General features: G+C 63.6%; 20 protein-coding genes. 11 read left to right on the top strand and 9 right to left on the bottom strand.

Annotated features, from left to right (window positions below; translation table 11 throughout):
* Positions 1-31 precede the first annotated feature (31 nt).
* A complete protein-coding gene (locus IC761_RS03920; protein ID WP_195801990.1) occupies positions 32-2,626 on the bottom strand; it encodes a CHAT domain-containing tetratricopeptide repeat protein in 2,595 nt (864 codons plus the stop codon).
* A gap of 64 nt (positions 2,627-2,690) precedes the next feature.
* Entirely contained in the window at positions 2,691-3,449 is a 759-nt protein-coding gene (locus IC761_RS03915; RefSeq protein WP_195801989.1) for a HugZ family pyridoxamine 5'-phosphate oxidase, read from the bottom strand.
* Between the two features lie 240 nt (positions 3,450-3,689).
* Here IC761_RS03915 and IC761_RS03910 point away from each other — a divergent pair, with 240 nt between their 5' ends.
* The 5 genes from IC761_RS03910 (at position 3,690) to IC761_RS03890 (ending at position 7,659) form a co-directional block, all read left to right on the top strand.
* Positions 3,690-4,391, top strand: a complete 702-nt coding sequence (locus tag IC761_RS03910; RefSeq protein ID WP_027535781.1) for a response regulator transcription factor — start codon at positions 3,690-3,692, stop codon at positions 4,389-4,391.
* A 108-nt stretch (positions 4,392-4,499) separates the two neighbouring features.
* A complete protein-coding gene (locus tag IC761_RS03905) occupies positions 4,500-6,290 on the top strand; it encodes a sensor histidine kinase (protein ID WP_195801988.1) in 1,791 nt (596 codons plus the stop codon).
* Positions 6,287-6,736 carry an HPr kinase/phosphorylase gene (locus tag IC761_RS03900; protein WP_195801987.1) on the top strand — a complete coding sequence of 150 codons (450 nt, stop codon included), beginning with the start codon at positions 6,287-6,289 and terminating at the stop codon, positions 6,734-6,736. Before IC761_RS03905 ends, IC761_RS03900 begins: the two co-directional genes overlap by 4 nt.
* Positions 6,737-6,943: 207 nt before the next feature.
* Entirely contained in the window at positions 6,944-7,345 is a 402-nt protein-coding gene (locus tag IC761_RS03895) for a PTS sugar transporter subunit IIA (RefSeq protein ID WP_024339151.1), read from the top strand.
* Complete coding sequence (locus IC761_RS03890; protein WP_195801986.1) at positions 7,342-7,659, top strand: HPr family phosphocarrier protein; 318 nt, start codon at positions 7,342-7,344, stop codon at positions 7,657-7,659. Before IC761_RS03895 ends, IC761_RS03890 begins: the two co-directional genes overlap by 4 nt.
* 4 nt (positions 7,660-7,663) lie before the next feature.
* Here the strand turns inward: IC761_RS03890 and IC761_RS03885 are convergent, their stop codons facing one another.
* A complete protein-coding gene (locus tag IC761_RS03885; RefSeq protein ID WP_195801985.1) occupies positions 7,664-9,277 on the bottom strand; it encodes a glycosyltransferase family 39 protein in 1,614 nt (537 codons plus the stop codon).
* 114 nt (positions 9,278-9,391) lie between these two features.
* On the opposite strand from IC761_RS03885, the gene lepA reads away from it, so the two are divergent.
* Both lepA and IC761_RS03875 read left to right on the top strand, forming a co-directional pair.
* Entirely contained in the window at positions 9,392-11,203 is a 1,812-nt protein-coding gene (gene lepA, locus IC761_RS03880; RefSeq protein WP_195801984.1) for a translation elongation factor 4, read from the top strand.
* A gap of 297 nt (positions 11,204-11,500) precedes the next feature.
* Positions 11,501-11,701, top strand: a complete 201-nt coding sequence (locus IC761_RS03875; RefSeq protein WP_195801983.1) for a hypothetical protein — start codon at positions 11,501-11,503, stop codon at positions 11,699-11,701.
* Positions 11,702-11,908: 207 nt separating this feature from the next.
* Here the strand turns inward: IC761_RS03875 and IC761_RS03870 are convergent, their stop codons facing one another.
* The gene (locus IC761_RS03870; RefSeq protein ID WP_195801982.1) at positions 11,909-12,754 is read right to left on the bottom strand and encodes a DUF8737 domain-containing protein; all 846 of its coding nucleotides are present in this window, start codon (positions 12,752-12,754) and stop codon (positions 11,909-11,911) included.
* On the opposite strand from IC761_RS03870, the gene IC761_RS03865 reads away from it, so the two are divergent.
* Positions 12,753-13,070: a winged helix-turn-helix transcriptional regulator gene (locus IC761_RS03865; RefSeq protein WP_195801981.1), complete on the top strand. Its 318-nt coding sequence runs from the start codon at positions 12,753-12,755 to the stop codon at positions 13,068-13,070. The two genes, IC761_RS03870 and IC761_RS03865, sit on opposite strands and share 2 nt — an antisense overlap.
* Before the next feature lie 199 nt (positions 13,071-13,269).
* On the opposite strand, the gene IC761_RS03860 is transcribed toward IC761_RS03865, so the two are convergent.
* From IC761_RS03860 to IC761_RS03845, 4 genes are all read right to left on the bottom strand, one after another.
* Entirely contained in the window at positions 13,270-13,959 is a 690-nt protein-coding gene (locus tag IC761_RS03860; protein ID WP_195801980.1) for an aspartate/glutamate racemase family protein, read from the bottom strand.
* Positions 13,960-14,057: 98 nt separating this feature from the next.
* A complete protein-coding gene (locus tag IC761_RS03855) occupies positions 14,058-14,471 on the bottom strand; it encodes an SRPBCC family protein (protein WP_195801979.1) in 414 nt (137 codons plus the stop codon).
* Between the two features lie 207 nt (positions 14,472-14,678).
* Positions 14,679-15,206, bottom strand: coding sequence for a hypothetical protein (locus IC761_RS03850; protein WP_195801978.1), 528 nt, complete (start codon positions 15,204-15,206; stop codon positions 14,679-14,681).
* Between the two features lie 54 nt (positions 15,207-15,260).
* Entirely contained in the window at positions 15,261-16,223 is a 963-nt protein-coding gene (locus IC761_RS03845; RefSeq protein ID WP_195801977.1) for a tetratricopeptide repeat protein, read from the bottom strand.
* A gap of 266 nt (positions 16,224-16,489) precedes the next feature.
* Between IC761_RS03845 and IC761_RS03840 the strand changes: the two genes are divergently transcribed.
* The 3 genes from IC761_RS03840 (at position 16,490) to IC761_RS03830 (ending at position 17,509) form a co-directional block, all read left to right on the top strand.
* Positions 16,490-16,759: a hypothetical protein gene (locus IC761_RS03840; protein ID WP_195801976.1), complete on the top strand. Its 270-nt coding sequence runs from the start codon at positions 16,490-16,492 to the stop codon at positions 16,757-16,759.
* A gap of 102 nt (positions 16,760-16,861) precedes the next feature.
* A complete protein-coding gene (locus tag IC761_RS03835) occupies positions 16,862-17,101 on the top strand; it encodes a hypothetical protein (protein ID WP_195801975.1) in 240 nt (79 codons plus the stop codon).
* A 120-nt stretch (positions 17,102-17,221) separates the two neighbouring features.
* Positions 17,222-17,509 (top strand): DUF1330 domain-containing protein, encoded by a 288-nt coding sequence (locus tag IC761_RS03830; RefSeq protein WP_195801974.1) that lies wholly within the window; start codon positions 17,222-17,224, stop codon positions 17,507-17,509.
* A 35-nt stretch (positions 17,510-17,544) separates the two neighbouring features.
* On the opposite strand, the gene IC761_RS03825 is transcribed toward IC761_RS03830, so the two are convergent.
* Positions 17,545-18,405, bottom strand: coding sequence for a serine hydrolase domain-containing protein (locus tag IC761_RS03825; protein WP_195801973.1), 861 nt, complete (start codon positions 18,403-18,405; stop codon positions 17,545-17,547).
* Positions 18,406-18,700: the final 295 nt, after the last annotated feature.

Below are 18,700 nucleotides of genomic sequence, written 5' to 3'. Positions count from 1 at the left end.
GGGTTTTTGCGACGCACAATCGCGAGGCGATCTATCGGACGGCGCCCTCGCCGATCAGTGCGAATGGTGCCCACATCGCGGGATATGCATTGCGCGGCGACGAGGTGTCGTCAACATACGTTAACATCGCGCGCCGCAGGGCTTCGGCACGACCAATTCCTGGTTCGTTTTTGAGCAGATCGAAAGTCGAAGTGGTCAAGCGGGTGGCAGCCTCGGAATCTACGGCCCAGTGCGAGACCAGGAGCGCGCGCGCACCGGCATAGAAGAACGCACGCGCCAGGCCCGACAGGGCTTCGGCTCCGGGCTTGTCACCGGCAATGGTGTTGCAGGCCGACAGCACCACCCAATCCGCGTTGAGCTTGAGCTGGGCGACTTCGCTCGCCGTGAGCAGCCCATCGTCGAGCTCGGAGGGTTGGTCGGGAATGGAGAGCGCGAGCGACGGTTCGCCCACCCCCTTGATATCGCCGGCCACGAGCCCGTGGGTGGCAAAGTAGATGATGCTGTATTGAGCAAGCGGTGCACGCTTGAGCGTCGCCTCGCTGGCGTCGCGGCCAAGATGGATGTCGGCCTCGGCCGCGCCGACGTCCCTCGCGACCGCGCTCAACTCGTCCGCCGTGTCGGGCAATTGCGGCAGTGCCTGCGCCAGCCGCGCACGATCGACGCCGGCGCCGCGCCAGAAGTCGGTATAGGCTGATGTCGCGATGCTGCGCGCGGCCACCTTGCCGCCTGCTGCGCGACGATCAGCGGGACCTTCTTGTGCAGGATTGAACACGGGATCGCCAAAGCCGGTCATCGGCTTGACACCCTGATCCTTGCGCGCAAAGGCGCGCAGCGATTTCAGGCTGACCACCGAGGGCAACACCGAGACCGCCTGACGCCGCAACAGCCAGGCGGCGCTGCGATAGCCTTCGAGCGTGTCGGGAATGGCAGCTTGCGGCGCCTCGGTGACAAGCAGATGAAACGGCAACGCCGTCAGCGCACCCGATGGCACCACCAGCAGGCTGCGCTTGTCCTTGGCCAGCGCCTCGACCGGACCAAGCAAATTGACATAGAGCTCGTTGGCGCGCGCAAGATCGAACAAGCCCGATTTGCCGGAGGCGTCGCGCGCTTTGCCGACGTCGAGGCCTTTGCGGAACTCCGATACTTTCTGCGCCAGCGCGTCTGCGCCAAGCGGAATCTCCTTCCAGTCGATCCCCTCGCGTGTGACCGCGATGACGTAGCTGCGCTTGTCGACGACGGAATAGATCGTCATCGCCTCATCGCTCGCCAGCAGCGGCTGGATATCCTTGACCGTCAGCGGCAGCGGATTGCAGAGCGAGGCATAATCGGGGAATTCGACGGCGAGCGTCTTCTGCAAGCCGGCGCGCTCGGTTGCGATCGCCGCAATCCGCGCGCGGCTGCGCTGCTCGCCCGCGACGTCGCGCTGCGCGGCCTGTTTCGACACCGCGCTGATGATCGCCTTGTCGAGCGCCTCGGATTCGGCCGCGAGATCCTGATCCTTGCGCACGAGCTCGGCGAGCCGGTCGCTGCCGGCCGCGAGGCGCACGGCAAGCTTGTTCACGGCCGACGCCGCGGATGATTGCGTGCCGCGCTGGATCGCGGCGAGCGCCTCGTCCAGTGCCTTGTCGTCCGGCAACAGATGTTGCTGCCGCGCGGCGAACAGGATCGGCAACACCACGCGCAACTGCGCACGATCGGTCGCAAGCGTCTTTTCTGCGAGCGGCAGTGCATCCGCAGTCCGGCTGGAGACGTAGAGGAAATAAGCGAGATTGCTGGTCGAGGTCGCAACATCCGGATGATCCGGGCCCAGCGCCTTCTCGCGGATCGCCAACGCGCGGCGATAGAGCGGCTCGGCATCGGCATAGCGCTGCTGGTGCTCGTAGAGCCCGGCGAGATTGTTCAGCGAGCGCGCGACATCGGGATGATCCGGTCCCAATACTTTCTCGCGGATCGCGAGCGAACGCTTGATCGGCGCCTCGGCATCCGCATCGCGATTGAGGTCGCGATAGACCTGACCGAGATTGTTCAAAAGCGTGGCGACCGCCGGATGCTCGGGGCCGCCGACCTTCTGATAGATCGCGAGCGCGCGCTGGAACAGCGGCTCGGCATCGGCAAAATGCTCCTGCTTCACATAGAGCGTGGCGAGATTGTTGAGGGACTGGCCGACGTCGGGATGCTCGCGCGACAGCGCCTTTTCGCGAATGGCGAGCGCGCGCTTGAACAACGGCTCGGCCTCGGCAAACCGACCCTGGCGCTGGTCGAGCGCGGCGAGATTGTTGAGCAAAGGCGCGATCTCGACGCTGTCGAGACCGGCGCCCTTCTCCATCAGCGCGATCGCACGCATGTAGAGCGGCTCGGCCTGGTCGTCATGGCCCTGATCGGCGTAAATCTGCCCGAGGTTGTTGAGCGCGGCGGCGAGGTCGCGGCTGTTACTGGTCTTCTCAAGCGAGGCCACCATGGCCTGCGCCAGCGGCAGCGCCTCCGCATATTTGCCGGCACTTCGCAGCGCATTGATCCGCGCGCTCTGTGCGGCAAGACCGCCCGTTTGAGCCAGGCCAGGCGTGGCAAGCGATGCGGTGATCGCGAGCGCGAGGCCCGCGGCCAATGCCAAACGACGACGCGTCATGAACCCTCTCGCTGCGAGCCTTAAGACCGTTACGGTGTTGGGTCGCAGCGATGGGGGGCAGCGTTCAATTTGTCGCGGCTAGCCCGCCGTTTCGTCCGTCTTGGCGCGCGTCGTCGGCAAGCCGGACCAGCATCTTGCGCAGCGCCGTCCCATCAGTCACCCGTTCCGGGAATTCCAGCCGCAGCGCGGTCTGGCCATCCTGCATGTCGAGGCCCTCCGGATCGCAGCCGGTGCAGCGCCAGTCGCCCGCGGGCGCGCCCAGGAGCTTTGTGGCGTAGAGGCCCATCGCATCGCGATGGTCGGCATTCATGTGCGCGACGGCGCCCTCCTCGGCCGCGAGCAGGTCCTCTGCGCCAGTGAGGTCCGTGAGGAATTGCTCCGGCTTGAGATCGACGATCCGGCCGAAGCCCGCGACCAGATGGGTTCCGGTGGGCTTGATCCGGAAGAACGAGAAATCCTTAAATCCGACAAAGGCTTCCGCCGACGGATGGGCACTCAGATACCGCCGCTGAAGCAGATCTTTCTCGGCGCCGGCCTCTTCCGCCCGGCCGGACAGCATGATCCGGGCGCCTTCCAGGGGATCACCTGCCGCGCGCTCGTCCAGCATCAGGGAGACGCGGGCGTCAGCCAGGATGTTCCTGGTATGCACGGCCAGCCGCGAGATCAGCAGGATAGGCGAGCCATCGGGGTGGCTCGCCAGATTGACCAGGGAGCAATAGGGATCGCCGCTGCCGGCCATCAGCGTTGCCAGCGCCCCCTGCCGCGACCGCCTGAGCAGCGATTTGGCGAGCTTTTGGGGAGCGAAATCGGGGGTCGGTTGCATCGGCTTTCTCAGGTCAGGTGGTTGCAAAGCGGGCCTTTTTTCGGGTAAACGGGGGCCTGGTTATGGGTCGACATGCGGCGAATCTGCCGTGTTTCGTGGAACTTGGTCACACTTCAGCCCAGCTTGCATTGCTCGGTGACAAGGTTCGAACGCCAAATTCGGCACCCATGTATGCGGCGCATCACTGGATTGCTCGCCGTTTAAGCCACGACCCAAACGGAAAGCAGAAAGCAGAGGCTCATGCCCACAATCGCTTTGGTCGACGACGACCGCAACATTCTCACATCCGTCTCGATCGCGCTGGAAGCCGAAGGCTACCGCATCATGACCTACACCGACGGTGCCTCCGCGCTGGACGGTTTCCGCACCACCCAACCCGATCTCGCCATCCTCGACATCAAGATGCCGCGCATGGACGGCATGGAGACGCTGCGCCGTCTCAGGCAAAAGTCCGACCTGCCGGTGATCTTCCTGACCTCCAAGGACGAAGAGATCGACGAACTGTTCGGCCTCAAGATGGGCGCCGACGATTTCATCCGCAAACCGTTCTCGCAGCGTCTGCTGGTCGAGCGCGTCAAGGCCGTGCTGCGCCGCTCGGCGCCCAAGGATCCGACCGTTGCGCCGAAGGAGAACGACGCCAAGGCGCTCGATCGCGGTCTTTTGCGGATGGATCCGGAACGCCACACCTGCACCTGGAAGAACGAGCCGGTGACCCTCACCGTCACCGAATTCCTGATCCTCCAGGCGCTCGCAACCCGCCCCGGCGTGGTCAAAAGCCGCAACGCGCTGATGGACGCCGCCTATGACGATCAGGTCTATGTCGACGACCGCACCATCGACAGCCACATCAAGCGGCTGCGCAAGAAGTTCAAGGTGGTCGACAACGATTTCGAGATGATCGAGACGCTCTACGGCGTTGGCTACCGTTTCAAGGAAGCCTGAGGCAGGCGCCTTCACAAAGGACGCGCGCAGCAGCGGTTCTGATTCCATCAGGACCGGGATGGCCTTAGGATGACCGTCGCACGAGCTGTCCTAACGCGGGCGTAAGCATTGCTGGACCGAACGCAGCCTGATCAGAGTTCGAACGCCGAGGACAATGCATCCCACGGCGCCTCGGACCATGAGGACAAGCCGGTCGCGAAGAGCCGGCCGCCGCTGAACTGGTTCAAGCGCGCCGGGCAGTTCTTCTTCGCGCTGTCCTTCTCGAGCCTGACCCGCCGCATCGTCTCGCTCAACCTCGCGGGCCTCGTCGCGCTGGTCGCGAGCATCCTGTATCTGTCGCAATTCCGCGCCGGCCTGATCGACGCGCGCGCGCAGAGCCTGCTGGTGCAAGCCGAGATCATCGCCGGTGCGATCGGAGCCTCGGCGACGGTGCAGACCAACGCGATCACCGTCGACCCCGAGCGGCTGCTCGACCTGAAACTGGGCGAGAGCTATGGCGGACCGGACGATTCGCTGGATTTTCCGATCAATCCCGAACGTGTCGCGCCGGTGTTGCGCACGCTGATCTCGCCGACCAAGACCCGCGCGCGGATCTTCGATCCCAACGGTTCGGTGCTGCTCGACAGCCGCGACCTCGACATCGTGCGGACCCAGCCGCTGCCGCCGCCATCGGACAAACTCAACCTGGTCGAACGGGCTACCGTCGCGGTGCGCCTCTGGATCAACCGCGGCGACCTGCCGCTGTATCGCGAGCTCGGGCGCGAGAACGGCAATGGCTATGTGGAGGTCGCCGATGCGCTCCAGGGCGAGAAGCGCTCGATGGTGCGGGTCAACGCACGCGGCGAGGTCATCGTCTCCGTGGCCGTCCCCGTGCTGCGTTCGCGCGCCATCCACGGCGCGCTGATGCTGTCGACGCAGGGCGACGACATCGACCAGATGGTCACGGCCGAGCGCCTCGCCATCCTGAAAGTGGGCGGCGTCGCCGCCGCGGTCATGATCATGCTGTCGTTGCTGCTTGCGAGCACGATCGCGGGGCCCGTGCGCCGGCTCGCCGACAGCGCCGAGCGCGTCCGCCGCCGCATCAAGACCCGCGTCGAGATCCCCGACTTCACCCGCCGCCGCGACGAGATCGGCCATCTCTCCGGCGCGCTGCGCGACATGACCAACGCGCTGTACAAGCGCATCGAGGCGATCGAGATGTTCGCCGCCGACGTCGCCCACGAGCTGAAGAACCCGCTGACCTCGCTGCGCTCCGCTGTCGAGACCCTGCCGCTGGCGCGCAACGAGAACAGCCGCGCCCGCCTGCTCGAGGTGATCGAGCATGACGTCAAGCGGCTCGACCGGCTGATCTCCGACATTTCGGATGCGAGCCGGCTCGACGCCGAATTGCAGCGGCAGGACGCCATTCCAGTCGATCTCAAGCGCCTGTTGGGCACGCTGGTTTCGGTCGCCAACGAGACCAAGCTCGGCCACGACGTCGCGGTCGAGGCGCGCTTCGAGGGACGCGGCGGTAGCGACACGTTCTCGGTGACGGGTCACGATTCACGGCTCGGACAGGTGGTTTCGAACCTGCTCTCGAACGCGCAGTCGTTCTCGGAAGCCGGCAGCAAGGTGCGCCTGACCTGCCGCCGTGTGCGCGGCGAGATCGAGATCGTGGTCGACGACGACGGTCCCGGCATCCGCGACGACGCGCTGGAGCGCATCTTCGAGCGCTTCTACACCGACCGTCCGCATCAGGGCTTTGGCCAGAACTCCGGCCTCGGCCTGTCGATCTCCAAGCAGATCGTCGAGGCCCATGGCGGTCGCATCTGGGCGGAGAACCGCGCAGGCCCGCCGGATGAAGACGGCGCACCGACGGTCGCCGGTGCACGCTTCGTGGTGAGGCTGCCGGCACTATGAGCGGCGGCGACGCGAGCGTTCATGCCTCCGCGGTCAAGGTCGGCGGTCTGGCGGTGCTGATCCGCGGCCCTTCAGGCGCGGGCAAGTCGCGCCTTGCCTTCGATTTGGTCATGGCGGGGCGCTCAGGCGTGGTCGAAAGAGCCGTCCTGGTCGGTGACGACCGTGTCCATCTGGCGACACTCGGCCACGAAATTGAAGTCCGCCCCGCGCCTCGGCTGGCCGGCCTGATCGAGATCAGGGGCTTGGGGATCCGCCGCTGCGACTTCGTGGAGCATGCGACGGTCGGTCTCGTGGTCGATCTGGACGCCGCCGACGCGGAACGCCTGCCGCCGCCGGAATCCTTGAAAACCAGCATTTTCGGTGTCGAATTACCGCGAATCCCGGTTGGGCGCGGCTATTCGCCCCTCCCACTGGTTGTCGCGGCCTTGACCACTACCAAGAGTTAACCTTCCGCTAACCTTTCCGGCGATTGTTTGAAGGGAAATTGTAACCATATGAACCGCACACTCGCGACCGAATAGACCGGCGCAGCTCCCCTCATCCATCCGTCTAGATTCAGGGAGATACGCAACATCCCCTCTTGCGCGGGGGCTCTGGATGGTCAAAGTGGCGCGTTCGTGCGGTGCACCAAAAGCGCCCGCGGGAGTTTTCCGATGATTGGTCTAGTACTTGTGACCCACGGGCGCCTTGCCGACGAGTTCAAGGCGGCGCTTGAGCATGTGATGGGTCCGCAAAAGCAAATCGAAGCGATCACGATCGGTGCCGAAGATGATTCCGATCTCTGCCGAAGCGACATCATCGAAGCGGTTAACCGCGTCGATTCCGGCGACGGCGTTGCGATCCTCACCGACATGTTCGGCGGCACGCCGTCGAACCTTGCAATATCCTGCATGAGCCGGCCGAAGGTCGAAGTGCTCGCGGGCATCAACCTGCCCATGCTGGTGAAGCTCGCCAAGGTTCGTGAAGAGCGCTCGCTGCCCGACGCGATCGCGATGGCCCAGGAAGCCGGCCGCAAATACGTCACCATCGCCAGCCGCGTGCTCGCCGGCAAATGAGCGACGACGCGCCGCAAGCCGGAACCGGCGTGCCCGCAGGTGCGATCTCGAAAGAGCTCCTGATCATCAACAAGCGCGGCCTGCATGCCCGCGCCTCGGCGAAATTCGTCCAGGCGGTCGAGCGCTTCAACGCGCAGGTATGGGTGACGCGCGGCGGCGAGACCGTCGGCGGCACCTCGATCATGGGCCTGATGATGCTCGCCGCCGGCCCAGGCACCACGATCACGGTTGCGGCTGCCGGCACTGACGCGGAAGCGGCACTTACTGCGATCACCGAACTCGTTGAAAGCAAGTTCAACGAGGAAGGCGTTTGAGCCATCACCTCGCCGGCGGGGCGATGTAGATATTCCAGCTCATCGATGGGCCGGCCTTGCCGTGGGTGAAACGACGCGTGGTCATCACCATGCGTTCGGCATTCGGCGCAACCTCGGAGACCCACTTCTCGAACGCCGGAAGACGGCCGTCGGTCGGATCGAACACGCCGATGAAGCCGTATGTCTTGACGTCATCGAGTGACGTCAGACCAGAGCTCCAGGCCTCGTTCGGGATGAACGCAACCGGATGATCGGGACTGTAGAACACCATCGGCTGGATCGACTCCATGGTGCCGGCAACCACCGCCCAGCGCGAAGCGAAGCGCGAATGCCAGGCCTGCGTCAGTTCGCGGGCGAGGTCGGAGCGCGCGCCATAGGTCGCGGTGTTGTCCTTGTTCGCCGCCATCTCGCGTGCGGCGATCCAGGGTGAGGCGATCAGCGTCGCGACGCTCAGCACCAGCCAGATCGCGACAATGTTGAACAGCACGGCACCCTGCACCCGCAACGGCGGAATCGCAACCAGCGCGAGCGGCACCAGGAAGAACAGCGAGATGCCCCAATCGGTTTTCAGGTAGACGCCGAAGGCGAGTGCGCCGAGCGGCGGCCCGGCCGCGACGACGATCTGGATGATCCAGATGTTCAGCGCCTGCGACACGTTCACACCGGGATTGGCGCCGCGCGCCCAGGCGCGTGTGACGATGCGCAAGGGTGCGCGCGCGAGCGGCGGCACCAGCGCCATCGCAAGCGCTGCGAGCGCCACCGGCAATGCCAGCAGCGCGGCATTGTGCAGGACGTAGCCGAACACGAGCTGATGCACGAGGCCGGCATCCTCGATGCTGTAGGTGTCACCGGCATAGGTCAGCGGCACGAAATGCGCATCCGCGAGCCAGACGATGTGCGGGATCATCGCCACCGCCATCGTCGCGATCCCAACCCAGGGCGCCGGCGACAGTAGGAACCTCACGCGTGCGGGATGGATCAGCGCCGCAAGGCCGATGGCGCCGATCATGGTCAGCACCCAATATTTGGTCATCAGCGCCAGCGCGCCGGCAAGTCCGAACCAGATGCCGGACTGCCAGCTCCGCTTCTCGAAGGCGTTGAGATAAGCCAGCACGAGCAGCGGCAACGTGACGAGCTGCAAGAGGTCCGGATTGTACTTGAAACCCTTGAAATTGAAGATCGGGTAGAGCGCGACCATCACCACGACCAGGAACGCGCGGCGTGCGTCGACGACGCGCAAGCTCACGAACCAGCAGATCACCATGCCGACGCTGACGGTCGCCATCGCCAGCGCGTAGGTCGCCCAGTCCGTCGCCGGGAACAGCTTGAACCACACGCCGGCGATCCAGCCCGACAGCGGCGGGTGCTTGCCGTAGCCCCAGAGGAATTTCTGGCCCCAGCCCCAGGCTTCGGCGACGTCCATGTGAACGTCCTGCGCTGCCTTGAGATTGATCAGGATGAAGGTCCAGATCACTGCATGCAAAATGGCGAACTGGATCACCAGCCAGGTGCGCGCCTGTGGCCGGATCGCGCAGGCGACCAGCCAGGCCCGGAAGCGGTTGAAACTCACCCGGGCCTTGACGCGGGTTCGGGTGGTGGGAAGAGAGGTCGTGGACATCAGCCGTTGCGTAGCGCGTTTTGGCCCCGCATGGAATCAGCTTGGCGTGAAGAAAGGCCCTGAAAATACAGCAATATGGTTGCCGCACGGGGATGTGAGTGGTATCCCGCGCCCATGACGACCGTCCCCATTTCCAACATCCGCAATTTCTCCATCGTCGCCCATATCGACCATGGCAAATCGACGCTGGCGGACCGCCTGATCCAGATGACCGGCGGCCTCTCCGACCGCGAAATGGCGGGCAAGGAGCAGGTGCTCGATTCCATGGACATCGAGCGCGAGCGCGGCATTACCATCAAGGCGCAGACAGTGCGCCTCGCCTACCGCGCCAAGGACGGCAAGGATTACATCTTCAACCTGATGGACACGCCCGGCCATGTCGACTTCGCCTACGAAGTCTCGCGGTCGCTCGCGGCCTGCGAGGGTTCCCTGCTGGTGGTCGACGCCAGCCAGGGCGTCGAAGCGCAGACGCTCGCCAACGTCTACCACGCGCTCGACGCCGGTCACGAGATCGTTCCGGTCCTGAACAAGGTCGACCTTCCGGCCGCAGAGCCGGAGAAGGTCAAGCAGCAGATCGAGGACGTCATCGGCATCGACGCCTCCGACGCGGTGATGATCTCGGCCAAGACCGGCCTCGGCGTTCCCGATGTGCTGGAGGCCATCGTCACCCGCCTGCCGCCGCCGAAGGGCGATCGCGACGCGACGTTGAAGGCGCTGCTGGTCGACAGCTGGTACGACGTCTATCTCGGCGTCGTCGTGCTGATCCGTGTCGTCGACGGCGTCATGAAGAAGGGCAGCCGGGTCCGCATGATGGGCACCGGTGCCGCCTATGACATCGAGCGCGTCGGCTTCTTCACGCCGAAGATGCAGCAGGTCGACGAGCTCGGCCCCGGTGAGATCGGCTTCATCACCGCCGCGATCAAGGAAGTCGCCGACACCCGCGTCGGCGACACCATCACCGACGACAGGAAGCCGGTGACCGAGATGCTGCCGGGCTTCAAGCCGGCCATTCCCGTGGTGTTCTGCGGCCTGTTCCCAGCGGACGCCGATGACTTCGAGACCTTGCGCGCTGCGATGGGCAAGCTGCGCCTCAACGATGCCAGCTTCTCCTACGAGATGGAGACGTCGGCCGCGCTCGGCTTCGGCTTCCGCTGCGGCTTCCTCGGGCTGTTGCATCTGGAGATCATCCAGGAACGGCTGTCGCGCGAGTTCGATCTCAACCTGATCGCGACCGCGCCGAGCGTGATCTACAAGATGGCTCTGACCGACGGTCAGGAAATCTCCATTCACAACCCCGTCGACATGCCGGACGTGGTCAAGATCGCCGAGATCCAGGAGCCATGGATCGAGGCGACGATCCTCACCCCGGACGAATATCTCGGCAGCGTGCTGAAGCTGTGCCAGGACCGCCGCGGCGCGCAGAAGGAGCTGACTTACGTCGGCTCGCGCGCGATGGTGAAATACGATCTGCCACTCAACGAGGTCGTGTTCGATTTCTACGACCGGCTCAAATCGGTCTCGAAAGGCTACGCCTCGTTCGACTACCATCTCACCGACTACAAGCCGGCCGATCTCGTCAAGATGCAGATCCTCGTCAACAACGAGCCGGTCGACGCGCTGTCGATGCTGGTGCATCGCACCCGTGCGGAGGGCCGCGGCCGCGCCATGGTCGAGAAGATGAAGGAGCTGATCCCGCCGCACATGTTCCAGATCCCGATCCAGGCGGCGATCGGCGGCAAGGTGATCGCGCGCGAGACGGTGCGCGCGCTGCGCAAGGACGTCACCGCAAAGTGCTACGGCGGCGACATCACGCGTAAACGAAAACTTCTGGAGAAGCAGAAGGAAGGCAAGAAGAAGATGCGGCAGTTCGGCAAGGTCGACATCCCGCAGGAAGCCTTCATTGCCGCGCTGAAGGTCGATAGCTGAGACGGGGCTCAGGCTCTCCGGGGGCCGGATAACAAAACCGCGAAAACAACCCCATGCACAGTAGCCGGCTCGTTGTCGGCATTGAGTTATTTCGATTTTAACGAATCCTGTTTGACTTGTCGGGCAAAACAGGGGCATAATGACATCATCGCAGCGTGTGTGGTCGGCAGGCGTTTGGCGGCCGTCAACTGCGGACAACCGGGTTGATGGGCGCCTTTCAAATTGCGGCTGCGCGGTTAATATATTCGGGCAGGTTCAGCCGTCTTGCCGCCGACATCACGACGACGAGCCTACGACATGGCTTCGCGCGTTGCCCGCCTGGACAATGTGAGCGTGAAAGTGCTCGTCGAGGACGTCATGCGACGCCATCTGGACTATGTCGGGGTGGTGCGGGAATTTTCGACGATGCCACCGTTCTCGCTCGAGAACTACGAGCTTCATCGCGATGCCGACGAAAGCGATGAGGACTACGCGTTCAGGCGCTCGCTTTTCCAGTGAGTCCTGAATGGCTCCGCCCTCCGACGCGGCGACATGGTCTGGAGCTACTTTCGCTTCGCTGAGGCCCCCGACACACCCGCACGGACCCGACACGCGGCGATCAGAATCGGCGCCTTTTCCGCAATTGAAGCCTCGAAGATGTTGGGACGTGAGGCCCCGGCCTACGGGGCCTCACGAGACCGGGTTCGGGTTATCTGACGACAGCGATCACGCCGCGGCCAGCCTACCCGTCGAGGCGCTCTCACGCCTGAGCCTCCACAGAACCAGGCCATGGAGCATGAGGGCCAACGGGACTGCGAAAGTGGGGATCATCACCAGCGGATAGGATGAAATGAGGAGGTTCGGCGCATCGAAGGCCAGGAGGTGGGCTCGTCCCGGGGACGTCATTGCCCCCATGGTCACCGCCACGACGAGATCGGCGATTCCAAACAGGCACCACCCGTAGGCCGCCCTCAGGGCGCCCGGCGCCTTCTGCGCCAGCAGCACCGCCACGACGACAGCAAGGCAGCCTGTCGTAATGTCACCAATCCCCGCGGGCAGCGCGAATTGCCACGGCAGGCGTCCGTCCGCCCAAAGAACGAGGAAGATTCCGCCTGCAATACGATAGACCTGGGCCGCCACGATCCAGTGCAGCGGTATCGCGGAGACGAGGCTTGCAATTCTTTCCGACAGTCGCAGGCCCACGGCAGCGGTGATCAGCGGGATCAGCAAACCGAGCAGCAAGGTCGGCACTGCGCTGTCGCTTGTCGCGAAATAGGCATTTGCCGACCCCAAGGACTGAGCGATCGCCAGCCACGCAACGAGAACCACCGACATGGCACCCGCAGTTGCGTAACGCGACTGTGCGGATCCCTCCATGCGTATGGCGCCGATCCAGATGAGGCCCAGTGCAATAGCCACCACGAGGGGCCGGATGGCCGCCTCGAACGTCACGAGATATTCGGGCACCGTCATGGCGAAACTCCATTTTCTGGTGTAACTCTCAAACAGATTGTCACTATGAATTTTGTAGTCAATTGCCAAAGTCGTGATCGCCGGGTAAACCGGAACCATGCCCAAGCAAAAGCCCGCAGAAGGCCCGGTGGCCTACACACTCAGCATCATCGGATCGAGCTGGACCTGCCTCATCCTGCGCGAGCTGCTCCAGCACGGTGCGAGACGCTTCCAGGATTTGCAGGACACGCTCGATAGCATTGCTCCGACGACATTATCGGAGCGTCTGAGGACGCTGGAAAAGAATGGGGTCGTGGAGCGGCGGTTCTATTCGATGAGTCCGCCGCGCGCCGAGTACGTGCTGACCGAGAAGGGGCGCGACCTCGGGCCGATCGTGGGGGCCATGCGAAATTGGGGACGCAAGTACTCGAGTTGACCCGCCGCGCCGCGGGCCGGAGACAGCCCGTAGGATGGGTTGAGCTCTTGCGAAACCCATCGCCCTGATAGGGCGGACGCAGTATCTAGTACTGCCTGTTAGCACGATCCGGATTGTGAGGATGAAGTTTGATGGGTTTCGCTTTCGCTCTACCCATCCTACGAGCCGGATGCAGGACGACTAGCCTCCAGCGGGACCATCACCCGATCGCAAAATCCGCCGCCGTCTCGGCGTGAATCGCCGTCGTATCGAACGTCTCGACTGTCGTATCGCCCGCACCGACCAGCATCGTGATCTCGGTGCAGCCGAGGATGATGCACTCGGCGCCGGCGGCAACCAGCGCGGCCATCGCGTCCCGGTAGCGGCGGCGCGAGGGGGCGGCGACGACACCGAGGCACAGCTCGTCGTAGATGATGCGGTTCACCTCGGCGCGCGCGGCGGCGGGAGGAACCAGCACGTCGAGATCGTGCGCGCGCAGCCGGTCGATATAGAAATCTTCCTCCATCGTGAACTTCGTGCCGAGCAGGCCGACCCGCCGATATCCTTTTGCGCGAATGCGCTGCGCGGTGGCGTCGCCGATGTGAATGAAGGGAATTGTCAGGCCCGACACGATGTCGGGCGCCAGCTTGTGCATCGTGTTGGTGCACAACACGATCGCACGCGCGCCGGCGCTTTCGAGACGCCGTGCCACCTCCGCCAGGCTCGCCGCGGCCTCCTGCCAGCGGCCGCCGTATTGCATCTCCTTGATCTCCTGAAAATCGTAGGAGTACATCAGGAGCGGGGCCGAATGCAGCTTGCCCATGCGATCGCGGACGCGCTCGTTGATGAGCTTGTAGTAGAGCGCGGTGCTCTCCCAGCTCATGCCCCCGATCAGGCCAATGGTTTGCATCGCGGCGTCTCCGCAACATGGTGCGATCGGATCGTAGACGAAGACGGCGAGGCTCGCCAGTTTGATGGGTTTCGCTTTCGCTCTACCCATCCTACCGGCTACGACGCCTGCTTCACCTCGACATATCGCTTGAAATTGTCGAGGATCGCCTGCCAGCCGCCTTGCTGCTGCTCGACCGGGTGGGTCGTTTCGGCGTCGAAGACGACGCGGACGACGACGCCCTTCGCCCCGGGCACGAACTCGACCTCGGCCTTGCGATCGCCGAACGAATATTCGATCAGCTTGTGCTCGACGATCGTCGTGTAGGTGCCGGCGAAGTCAAAACCGAAGCTGCCGTCCTTGGCCTCCATGCGCGACGAGAAGACGCCACCTTCACGCAGGTCGACCGTCGCCTTGGTCGTATGCCAATCGTCGGACGCGGCGTTCCACTTCACGATATCGGCAGGCGTCGTATAGGCACTCCAGACCTGGTCGATCGGGGCTGCGACGCTGGTTTCGACGGTGATTCTCATGGGCATTGCTCCAGTTCGATTTTGACGGCTCGAGGTGGCGACATCGCAGCCCGTATGCGGGGCTTGTCTACATCACTTCCGCGACGTGTCCACCCAAGGACGATCGAGACCAGCCCATGCCGACATGGTCGAGCAATCAATGCGACAAAAAAATGTGAAGAGTGCTCTCGGGAAGACGCGCGCCGCCACCTGCTCGCGATCGGTGCGTCAGCAGATCTTCCGGAAGCGCACCCGCCAGCGCGGTGCCTTGACCGGCGGCAGCAAATAGCTCCTGCCCTCGGCCGAGATGGTCAGGGGTTTCCCGGCGTCGAGAAGATCCAGGACGCGGTCTTCCAGGGCGCCCCATTTGTCGTCGGTGAACTCGGGATGGCCGAGGTCCGCCTGGTTGAACATCGAGGTGTTCGGCGGGAATGAGTCGGGGCCGGAGTAGGTGAAGCCGGCGAACTCCATCTGCGTTTTGCCGTTACCGATCGTGATCGTGGCCGCGGTGTGATCCTGCTTCGGTGCTTCGCCCGGATAGACCGCATCGAGCTCGTAATGCGTCCCGCAGCCGAACCGAAACACCGTCTTGCGGCTCGTGTCGTAAAAGGTGAGCCATGGCCGATCGCGGTCCATCTCGAGCGTCCATGCGCCGCTCCACATGTCCTTCGACGAGCCGCCGGCCGCCATTGCGACAGACAATCCGAGCCACGACAGGGCGACGACGATTCCAATCAATCTTGCATGTATCGTCACGGCAAGCCCCGAACGCGATCCACGATCACCCTCGAATGATTATCGACCGGCCGTTCAGATCGCGCCTGTCTTGCCGCGGATGGCCATCGACCGCTTGATGACTTGCTGGGCATCGGCGTAGCGGCCTTCTTCCCGGTAGAGACCGGCCAGATTATCCAGGATATCTGCGAGATCCGGATGGTTGGGGCCGAGCGTCTTCTCGTAGGTCGCCACCGACTGCTTGAATAGCCGCTCGGCATCCGCGCGGCGCCCCTGACGCGCATAGAGGGCGGCCAGATTGTTCAGCGCTTGCGCGACGTCGGGATGGTCGGGTCCGTAGGCCTTCTCGGTCACCGCCATCGCGCGCTTGAGCAGCCGCTCGGCATCGGCATAGCGATGCTGATTGATGTAGGCGTCGGCCAGATTGCTCATCAATATCGTGGCTTCGGGATCGTCGGGGCCGTAGGCCTTTTCGAGGACGGCCAGCCCGCGCCTGTACAGCGGCACGGCGTCGTCGTAACGACCCTGACCGCTGTAGACAGCGGCGAGGTTGCCCAACGCCATCACGATCGACGGATCGTTGGGGCCGACTGCCTTCTCGCGAATGGCGATCGAGCGCTTAAGCAGCGGCTCCGCCTCGGCGTAACGCTCCTCCGCGCGGTACAGGTCGCCCAGATTGTTCAGCACGGTAGCCACTTCCGTGGAATCCGGACCGAGCGTCTTGTCCCTGATGGCGAGGGAGCGCTTGTACAGCGGCTCGGCAACGGCGTATTGGCCCAGATTGTAGTGGATCGTGCCGAGGTCGTTCAGCGGCATCGCAACGTTGGCGTCATCCGGGCCAAACTCCTTCTCGCGAAGGGCGAGAGCCTTCTGGGCCAATGGCAGCGCTTCGGCGTACTTGCCGGCCTGATATAGCTCTTTCATCCGCTGTGTGATGGCGCTTGCCTCGTCCTGCTCCGCATGGGACGGCGCGGCGAGCGACAGGCTCAGCGCGAGCGCGGTGACCGCAACACAGATCGATGCTTTCAGGGCCTTCATCGCGCGTTCCTTCGTCGCGGCGGGACATACGCGCCATTTGTGTTTGCGGGGGCCGGGCGGGTTCAATGCACGCGGGGGCGGCGGCTCGGCTGGCCGTGCGGCCGTCACCGGCGCGAAACCAGGATCGGCAACAGGGGCGTAGCAGCCATTGAACCAGGTCCAAATCCGGCCACACCAAGTCTAGGCCAATGCGGAGACGGACTTCACCGATTGACGAGCCATGCGGCCCGCCCATCCGATTCCGACGCAATGAACGGGGTGCGTGCATGCGGTTTTTTCTCTGTGAGATCGTCGCTCGCATCGTCGCGATCTATCTGTTCGTCGATTGCGTCCAAAAGCTGCGGGACGGCTATGCCGAACGGAAAATCAGGTCTTTCAACCATGATTTTCTGGTGTCGCTGCTGGACTGGACGGGGCAGGTGTTTGAGAGAGACAATGCGCCAGCCCGGTACTGGATGGAGATGGGCCATCAGGCCATGTGCCTGCTGGGGTGCGTCTTCGTCACAATATTCGGCTGGTGGACGCCAACCGGCTGATCGGCGGCATCACGGCTGCGCGACGACATGGAATTTCAGGTCCTCGCCGCAAATCTGAATGTCAGACACCGCGCATGTGTTGCGGGCCATTTGGAGATGCCTATGATCAATCTGAAAATGCTGGTTGTGGTCGCGATCGTGTCGGCGATGGGCGCAGCCTCGGCGCAATCCTTCCATCCATCGCTCCCCGGACAGGAAACCACCACCCGGCCCTGGACGGCGCCGGTCGGGCACCGCCAACCGCACGCTGCCGTCATCCCGGCCATGGGACCGCAGGATGTCCTCGATCCCGAGGATGCTTACGTTGACCGCAAGATCTCCGGCATCTGCCGGGGTTGCTGATCGCCCACGGCCCTCGACAGGCTCGGCAGGCGAGGTCCGCCTGCGTGGACAGCGGCGCGGCGGACCACTACGCTCCGATCGTTCACTTTCCTCACGCACACATGAAAACGAGGATCGACCATGTCCGCCTATTTTGTTGTTCAAGCCACCATTACCGACGCCCCGCGATATGAGACGTACCGCGAGGCGGTCGTTCCCTTCATCGCTTCGTTTGGCGGCAAGATCGTCGCGGCGCGCGCAAAGGTGGACGTGCTCGAAGGCGAGCATGACACGCGACCGGTCGTGATGTTCGAGTTTCCTTCGATGGAGGCGATCCACGCCTTCTGGGATTCTCCGGACTATGTGCCGATCAAAAAGCTGCGCGAGGGTGCCGCGACCATCAATGTCTGGGCATTTCCGGGCGTCTGAACGTCGGCTCGAACGGCGGTGATGGAATTGCGAAATCAATCCTTCAAAGCCGCTGGCAGGATGTATCGATCCAGCAGGTCCAGCTCCGGCGCAACCATGTTCTTGGACCGCCGCGACGCGTTGAAGACGACGACCATGTCGAGCGTCGGGATGATGATGGTTTTTTGCGCGTTGGAGCCGATCGCGGCGATCCATTGAACGGCGCTATCCCGGTTCAGCGATTGTCCCTGCCACCACTGATAGCCATAAGAGAGCGGCTCCTCCGTCTTGATCTGCTCGGCTGTCGATTGATCCACCCAGGACGCCGGAACGATCTGCTTGCCATCCCAAACGCCACGGTTGAGAACGAGCTGGCCGATCTTCGCCCAGTCGCGCGGGCGCAGGTTCAGCCCCTCGCTCGACATAGCCACACCGCTGAACGGCGACTTGTACCATTCGACGTCATTGATGCCGAGCGGCGCGAAGATCTGTTCCTGAGCCAGAACATCGACGGTTTTGCCGGTGACCTTTTTCAGGATTGCGCCAACCAGCTCTGTTTCGCTGTCGCTGTACCGGAAGGTGACGCCAGGGGTCCTGTCGGAGCCCAATCCGGCTGACATCATCAAGAGATGACGCAGCGTCACAGGATCCTTGTCAAGCATGCGGAGATCGGCATTCTCCGGAAGATAGAAGAAAGCCGGAACGTCCAGTTCGCTGATCAGGCCGCGCTCCATCGCGATACCGACCAGCAGCGAGACGACGCTTTTGGTCATGGAATAACCGCGGTGCCGCGTGGTCGCGTCGTAATTGAGCTGATGGGGGTAATTATAGTAGCGCTCGTAGACGAGCGCGCCGTGACGAACGACGACAACGGAGTCCACATTGGCGAGCCTGCCGCCGCTGATGCCGTCGTCCATCGCGCAAAGCAGGGACACGTTCATCCCCTGCTTGTCCGGCGAGGTCAGCGCCCATCCGTCATGGATATCCTGCGGAATGCCGCAGTCGGATGCAGGCTCGGTGCCGAACGCAACTTGAACTCCGACGGGGCTGAGAGCGAAGGCACACAAGGCCGCAACGATGCCGATCCATGCCCGCATGTCAGGTTCTCCCCCACCATTGCTCACGACGCCCGATGCAGAGATGCCCGTCTCTGGTGTCGATTTTGCGGCATTGCCGGCGATCAGTTCACCGCGACAGCTATCATGGCGACGA

Origin of the sequence: Bradyrhizobium commune (genome assembly GCF_015624505.1) — a bacterium.
In the GTDB taxonomy this organism is placed as follows: domain Bacteria; phylum Pseudomonadota; class Alphaproteobacteria; order Rhizobiales; family Xanthobacteraceae; genus Bradyrhizobium; species Bradyrhizobium commune.
Note: the sequence above shows the minus strand (reverse complement) of the source record. Positions and strands in the feature narration are given on the sequence as shown.

Coding starts and splice junctions, on each gene's coding strand:
- IC761_RS03920 (WP_195801990.1), bottom strand. CDS start 2,626: ATGACGCGTCGTCGTTTGGCATTGGCCGCGGGCCTCGCGCTCGCGATC.
- IC761_RS03915 (WP_195801989.1), bottom strand. CDS start 3,449: ATGCAACCGACCCCCGATTTCGCTCCCCAAAAGCTCGCCAAATCGCTG.
- IC761_RS03910 (WP_027535781.1), top strand. CDS start 3,690: ATGCCCACAATCGCTTTGGTCGACGACGACCGCAACATTCTCACATCC.
- IC761_RS03900 (WP_195801987.1), top strand. CDS start 6,287: ATGAGCGGCGGCGACGCGAGCGTTCATGCCTCCGCGGTCAAGGTCGGC.
- IC761_RS03895 (WP_024339151.1), top strand. CDS start 6,944: ATGATTGGTCTAGTACTTGTGACCCACGGGCGCCTTGCCGACGAGTTC.
- IC761_RS03890 (WP_195801986.1), top strand. CDS start 7,342: ATGAGCGACGACGCGCCGCAAGCCGGAACCGGCGTGCCCGCAGGTGCG.
- IC761_RS03885 (WP_195801985.1), bottom strand. CDS start 9,277: ATGTCCACGACCTCTCTTCCCACCACCCGAACCCGCGTCAAGGCCCGG.
- lepA (WP_195801984.1), top strand. CDS start 9,392: ATGACGACCGTCCCCATTTCCAACATCCGCAATTTCTCCATCGTCGCC.
- IC761_RS03875 (WP_195801983.1), top strand. CDS start 11,501: ATGGCTTCGCGCGTTGCCCGCCTGGACAATGTGAGCGTGAAAGTGCTC.
- IC761_RS03865 (WP_195801981.1), top strand. CDS start 12,753: ATGCCCAAGCAAAAGCCCGCAGAAGGCCCGGTGGCCTACACACTCAGC.
- IC761_RS03870 (WP_195801982.1), bottom strand. CDS start 12,754: ATGGTTCCGGTTTACCCGGCGATCACGACTTTGGCAATTGACTACAAA.
- IC761_RS03860 (WP_195801980.1), bottom strand. CDS start 13,959: ATGCAAACCATTGGCCTGATCGGGGGCATGAGCTGGGAGAGCACCGCG.
- IC761_RS03855 (WP_195801979.1), bottom strand. CDS start 14,471: ATGAGAATCACCGTCGAAACCAGCGTCGCAGCCCCGATCGACCAGGTC.
- IC761_RS03845 (WP_195801977.1), bottom strand. CDS start 16,223: ATGAAGGCCCTGAAAGCATCGATCTGTGTTGCGGTCACCGCGCTCGCG.
- IC761_RS03840 (WP_195801976.1), top strand. CDS start 16,490: ATGCGGTTTTTTCTCTGTGAGATCGTCGCTCGCATCGTCGCGATCTAT.
- IC761_RS03835 (WP_195801975.1), top strand. CDS start 16,862: ATGATCAATCTGAAAATGCTGGTTGTGGTCGCGATCGTGTCGGCGATG.
- IC761_RS03830 (WP_195801974.1), top strand. CDS start 17,222: ATGTCCGCCTATTTTGTTGTTCAAGCCACCATTACCGACGCCCCGCGA.
- IC761_RS03825 (WP_195801973.1), bottom strand. CDS start 18,405: ATGGACGACGGCATCAGCGGCGGCAGGCTCGCCAATGTGGACTCCGTT.